Here is a 4,278-nt window from a genome sequence, read left to right as displayed (position 1 = left end):
CCCCGGCCCCATGCCCGGACCCATGCCCGGACCCATGCCCATGCCCGGGCCCATGCCTTGGTCGTTGGCCATCGTCTGCATCATTTCCTGCATGAACGCCATGTGACTACCCGCCATGTCTTGGCACATCTGCATTTGATTTGACGGGGCGTTTCCCTTGGCGACTCTCTTGCCAGGAGCCATACGAGCAGGGCCGCCCATTTTCATCATGTCCTTTTGCATGATGGCCATTGCATCTTGCATGACCTGATGGCGTTCAGCCAAGAGGGCCTGACGCTCCTCCGGCGTTTTGGCACGCGAAAGCCGCTCTCTGATGGCACGCAGGTGGGCAACCTGGGCGTCCAGCTTTGCATCGCTGGAAACTCCGGGAGTTACGACCGGAGCCTTATCTTGCCGCTTTTCAGGATGGTGCTGCTCATGCTCAATGCCGGTAGCCGGCGACGCCGGGAAAGCTGCTGGCGCCCACGCTAGCACGGCGGCCGCAGTGATAAGGGTAGAGAGGCGATGGTTGGTGGACATGGGAGATCCTCCTATGAAAACATGATGGTTCCTAGTCCAAGGTATGCGGCGGTCAGGGATTTGAGTTGATTGGGATCAACGAAGCGATGGGTGTACCGGGTGTTCAGTCCCATCGATGTGCTGGTCTGCGCAGGAGCAATCTGCGCAGACCATTTTGCGGATGCCCTCAGCAGCAATGCTCCGGTTGCCAGGAAACGGTCTGGCCAGGAACAAATCCGGCGGCGGAATACCTGGAAATCGACTATGAGGGCAGCAAGTCAGCGGGAACCGTATAAAGCGCCACTTCGCCCGTCGGCGCCAGCCCTGCGGCGCATTGTTTGTTCCTCTGCCACGCCTCTATCCAACTGCACTTCGCTGCCAGTGCCGGCGTGCTTACGCCCGTTGCATGCTTGATTTGGCGCGCTCCGCGACGTCGAACACGAGCATGCCAGCCACCATTGCTGCCACAAAGCCAATGGCCTTCGGATAGCCAGCGCCCAGGGCAACCAGCGCGGGACCAGGGCAGAAGCCGGCCAGACCCCAGCCGACGCCGAAGGCGGCGCTGCCCAGTACCAGCCGCAGCGTTACGGCCGTGCTGGCCGGCAGTTGCACAGGCAGCCCCAGGAAGGAGCGTTTGCGGTGTTTGGCGATGAGGAAGGCGAGCGAGCCAATGGCAATGGCACCGGCCATCACAAAAGCGAGGGACGGGTCCCAGGTTCCTGCAAGGTCAAGAAAGCCCAGCACCTTGGCCGGGTTGGCCATGCCGGAGACCATCAGGCCAATGCCAAATAGCAGGCCTGCGACGAGTGCAGTCATGGCGGTCATATCAGCCTCCAATCAGGTGCCGTTGCACGAAGACAGTCAGGAATCCCGCCACCATGAAGGTGAGGGTGGCGACCAGCGAGCGGATGGAGCCGCGCGAGATGCCGCACACGCCATGGCCGCTGGTGCAGCCGCTGGCGTAGCGGGTGCCAAGGCCGACCAGGAAGCCGGCGGCCAGGATTTCGCCCCAGCTTGCCTGGATATCCGCAATGGCGGGCTTGCCGAGCAGGCTCGCAATCACAGGAGCGCCAACCAGGCCAGCGAGGAAGGTCAGGCGCCAGGCCATGTCCTTTCGAGGCAGGCTAAGCAGGCCGCCGAAGATGCCGCTGATGCCGGCAATGCGGCCGTTGAACAGCAGCAGCACAGCGGCCGCCGCACCGATGATGAGCCCGCCGACCAGTGACAGGCCGGGCGTGAAGTTAGCGAGGTCAATCAGCATGTCGCCTCCTGATCGGGGTTGGCACAGAACTGTTCATAAAGGACCGCCATGACGGCAAGCGCCTGGGGGCTCGCCACCGAATAGAAGATGTTCTTGCCGTCACGGCGCGTGGCCACCAGGCTGTTCTCGCGCAGCACACCGAGCTGTTGAGACAGCGTCGGCTGCCGGATGCCGAGCTGTTCCTCCAGCTCACCGACAGACAGCTCGCCTTGGGACAGGCGGCACATCAGCAGCAGGCGGTCCGGATTGGCAAGCACCTTGAGCAGGGTACAGGCCTGCGCCGCAGCAGCTTGCATGCTGGCGAGGTCGATGGCGGCGTGGGGCTGGTCCATAGGTCGTTTACATTTTGCTTGTTAATATTATATTGAAAAATAGAATGTATGTGAATAGAATGTACTGCATCCAAGGAGGCGAGCATGCACCCGACTATCCAGCCGTTCTTCGACCCTGCGACCTGGACTGTGACGTACGTGGTCTTTCAGGAGGGGCGCCCCGAGTGCGCCATCATCGACTCGGTGCTGGACTACGACCCCAAGGCGGGTCGGACATCGACGGCAAGTGCTGATAAGGTTGTTGCGTTTGTGCGCGCGCATGGACTGAGAGTCGAGTGGATTCTCGAGACGCACGCGCATGCCGACCACCTGTCTGCCGCGCCGTACCTGAAGCGACACCTGGGTGGCCAGACAGCAATAGGCCAGAACATCCGCAACGTACAGGGGGTCTTCAAGACGCTCTTTAACCTGGAGCCTGAGTTTCGGCTCGACGGGTCGCAGTTCGACCACCTGTTTGACGACGGAGCGACGTTTGCCATCGGCGGCCTGACCGGCAGGGCGATTCATGTGCCAGGGCATACACCCGCCGACATGGCTTACCAGATTGGGGACGCGGTCTTTGTCGGCGATACGCTGTTCATGCCGGACGTCGGCACGGCTCGCTGCGACTTCCCGGGCGGCGACGCACACGAGTTGTATCGCTCCATCCGCAAGCTGCTGGACCTGCCGAGCAATACACGGCTCTTTATGTGTCACGACTATCCGCCCGAGGGGCGCGGGCCTGCATGGGAAACGACGGTGCGCGCTCAGCGCGAAGGCAATATCCACGTGCATGACGGCGTGAGCGAGGAACAGTTCGTGGCCATGCGCCGGGCGCGCGATGCGACGCTGGCGATGCCCACGCTGCTTCTGCCGTCGGTGCAAGTCAATATACGAGCCGGGGAGTTGCCGCCGCCCGATGCGAATGGCGTTCGCTATCTAAAAATCCCTCTGGACGTCATCTGAGGCAGGTTGTTTTCAATTGTTGTTCCCATTGCGATGGCGACGAACCGGAATGCACTCTCGACGCGGCCACCGAGCGCCGCAGCTGCGCCCAGGCAGAGCGCGCCGATGCCATACCCGAGGTCGCGCCAGAAGCGGTAGATGCCGATGGCGGACGCCTGCCAACTGGGGTGTGCGATGTCGGCTACCGCAGCGCTCAGATTGGGGTACAACATCGCCATGCCCAGCCCGGTCATCCCTCGGGCTTGTTACGGCTTCGTCATACTTCACCGTAGTGCTGCCAGCGACCCAATTAGCCTCCGCCCCTGCTCAGAACGGACAGCAGGCCTCTAACTTCAATGATGCTGGTCTTCATCTCATCCATCCTCGCAGGTCACAAGTTCGTGCTGCGCTACCGTCTCACTTCGAAATCGCCCCGCTCAGAAGATGTTCCTCTGCATAAGGAAACACAACTTCCGGATTAGGGCGAATCAGCTCAGCGTCCTTGTGCGCATAGTGAAGGCGGGTCAGTAGATCCTTGATGACGCTGAGGCGTGCGACATGCTTGTCGTCGGCGCGCACGACGTTCCATGGCACGATGTCGCTGGTTCGAGCAAACATCTCGTTCCGTGCCTTACTGTATTTCTTCCAAAGCGATACCGCTTGTTCGTCAATGGGGCTGACTTTCCACTGTTTTAGCGGGTCCCGGCGGCGCTCTTCGATGCGCTTCTTCTGTTCGGCCTTGCTGATGTCAAGGTAGTACTTGATAAGACGAATTCCGGAACGCACGAGCATCCGTTCGAACTCTGGGACGCTTGCCATGAACTCCTCATGCTCGTCCTTGGTGCAGAAGCCCATCACATGTTCCACACCGGCCCGGTTGTACCAACTGCGGTTGAAAAGGGTGAACTCGCCGGCCGCAGGCAGCTCGGCCGCATAGCGGCGGAAGTACCAGGAGCCTCGGTCACGGTCGGATGGCTTCCCCAGTGCGACGACGCGCGTTTCACGCGGACTGAGGTGTTCGACAATGCGCTTGATGGTCCCATCCTTCCCAGACGCATCCCTTCCCTCAAAAATCACCAGAATCCGGTCGCTGCAGGAAATGAAGTGCTTCTGTAGTTTGACCAGCTCGATTTGAAGCAGGTGGAGATTCTCCTCATAGCTGTCATGGGAGAGGGCGCTTGCCTCGGATGGAGCCGTCTTGCTACTTGTCTTCATTTTCATGGTTCACCTCCCTTGAGTCGGGCGCATCGGGTGGGAAAGGGT

Annotated in this window: 6 protein-coding genes and 1 pseudogene; 1 reads left to right on the top strand and 6 read right to left on the bottom strand. The window is 60.7% G+C overall.

What is annotated here, in order from left to right; genetic code table 11:
- From AC3WRI_RS32810 to AC3WRI_RS32795, 4 genes are all read right to left on the bottom strand, one after another.
- The coding region (locus tag AC3WRI_RS32810; protein ID WP_492295007.1) for a hypothetical protein at nt 1-519 on the bottom strand (519 nt) is incomplete at its 3' end.
- A gap of 372 nt (nt 520-891) precedes the next feature.
- Nucleotides 892-1,323, bottom strand: a complete 432-nt coding sequence (locus tag AC3WRI_RS32805) for a DUF6691 family protein (RefSeq protein ID WP_492295005.1) — start codon at nt 1,321-1,323, stop codon at nt 892-894.
- A gap of 1 nt (nt 1,324) precedes the next feature.
- Nucleotides 1,325-1,759 carry a YeeE/YedE family protein gene (locus AC3WRI_RS32800; RefSeq protein WP_010809978.1) on the bottom strand — a complete coding sequence of 145 codons (435 nt, stop codon included), beginning with the start codon at nt 1,757-1,759 and terminating at the stop codon, nt 1,325-1,327.
- Nucleotides 1,753-2,091 carry a metalloregulator ArsR/SmtB family transcription factor gene (locus tag AC3WRI_RS32795; protein ID WP_439667940.1) on the bottom strand — a complete coding sequence of 113 codons (339 nt, stop codon included), beginning with the start codon at nt 2,089-2,091 and terminating at the stop codon, nt 1,753-1,755. Before AC3WRI_RS32795 ends, AC3WRI_RS32800 begins: the two co-directional genes overlap by 7 nt.
- An 84-nt stretch (nt 2,092-2,175) precedes the next feature.
- Here AC3WRI_RS32795 and AC3WRI_RS32790 point away from each other — a divergent pair, with 84 nt between their 5' ends.
- Nucleotides 2,176-3,036 carry an MBL fold metallo-hydrolase gene (locus tag AC3WRI_RS32790; RefSeq protein ID WP_010809980.1) on the top strand — a complete coding sequence of 287 codons (861 nt, stop codon included), beginning with the start codon at nt 2,176-2,178 and terminating at the stop codon, nt 3,034-3,036.
- Between the two features lie 26 nt (nt 3,037-3,062).
- Here the strand turns inward: AC3WRI_RS32790 and AC3WRI_RS32785 are convergent.
- A pseudogene (locus AC3WRI_RS32785) lies at nt 3,063-3,269 on the bottom strand (MFS transporter); the annotation flags it as partial.
- Nucleotides 3,270-3,432: 163 nt separating this feature from the next.
- The gene (gene ppk2, locus AC3WRI_RS32780; protein WP_011615440.1) at nt 3,433-4,230 is read right to left on the bottom strand and encodes a polyphosphate kinase 2; all 798 of its coding nucleotides are present in this window, start codon (nt 4,228-4,230) and stop codon (nt 3,433-3,435) included.
- Between the last annotated feature and the right edge of the window lie 48 nt (nt 4,231-4,278).

The sequence above is a fragment of the Cupriavidus sp. FW305-27 genome, from assembly GCF_058787995.1.
This window is presented reverse-complemented; position numbering and strand designations above follow the sequence as displayed.

Bases quoted from the DNA above. Each gene is read 5' to 3' on its own strand.
- AC3WRI_RS32805 (WP_492295005.1), bottom strand. From the start codon at position 1,323: ATGACCGCCATGACTGCACTCGTCGCAGGCCTGCTATTTGGCATTGGC.
- AC3WRI_RS32800 (WP_010809978.1), bottom strand. From the start codon at position 1,759: ATGCTGATTGACCTCGCTAACTTCACGCCCGGCCTGTCACTGGTCGGC.
- AC3WRI_RS32795 (WP_439667940.1), bottom strand. From the start codon at position 2,091: ATGGACCAGCCCCACGCCGCCATCGACCTCGCCAGCATGCAAGCTGCT.
- AC3WRI_RS32790 (WP_010809980.1), top strand. From the start codon at position 2,176: ATGCACCCGACTATCCAGCCGTTCTTCGACCCTGCGACCTGGACTGTG.
- ppk2 (WP_011615440.1), bottom strand. From the start codon at position 4,230: ATGAAGACAAGTAGCAAGACGGCTCCATCCGAGGCAAGCGCCCTCTCC.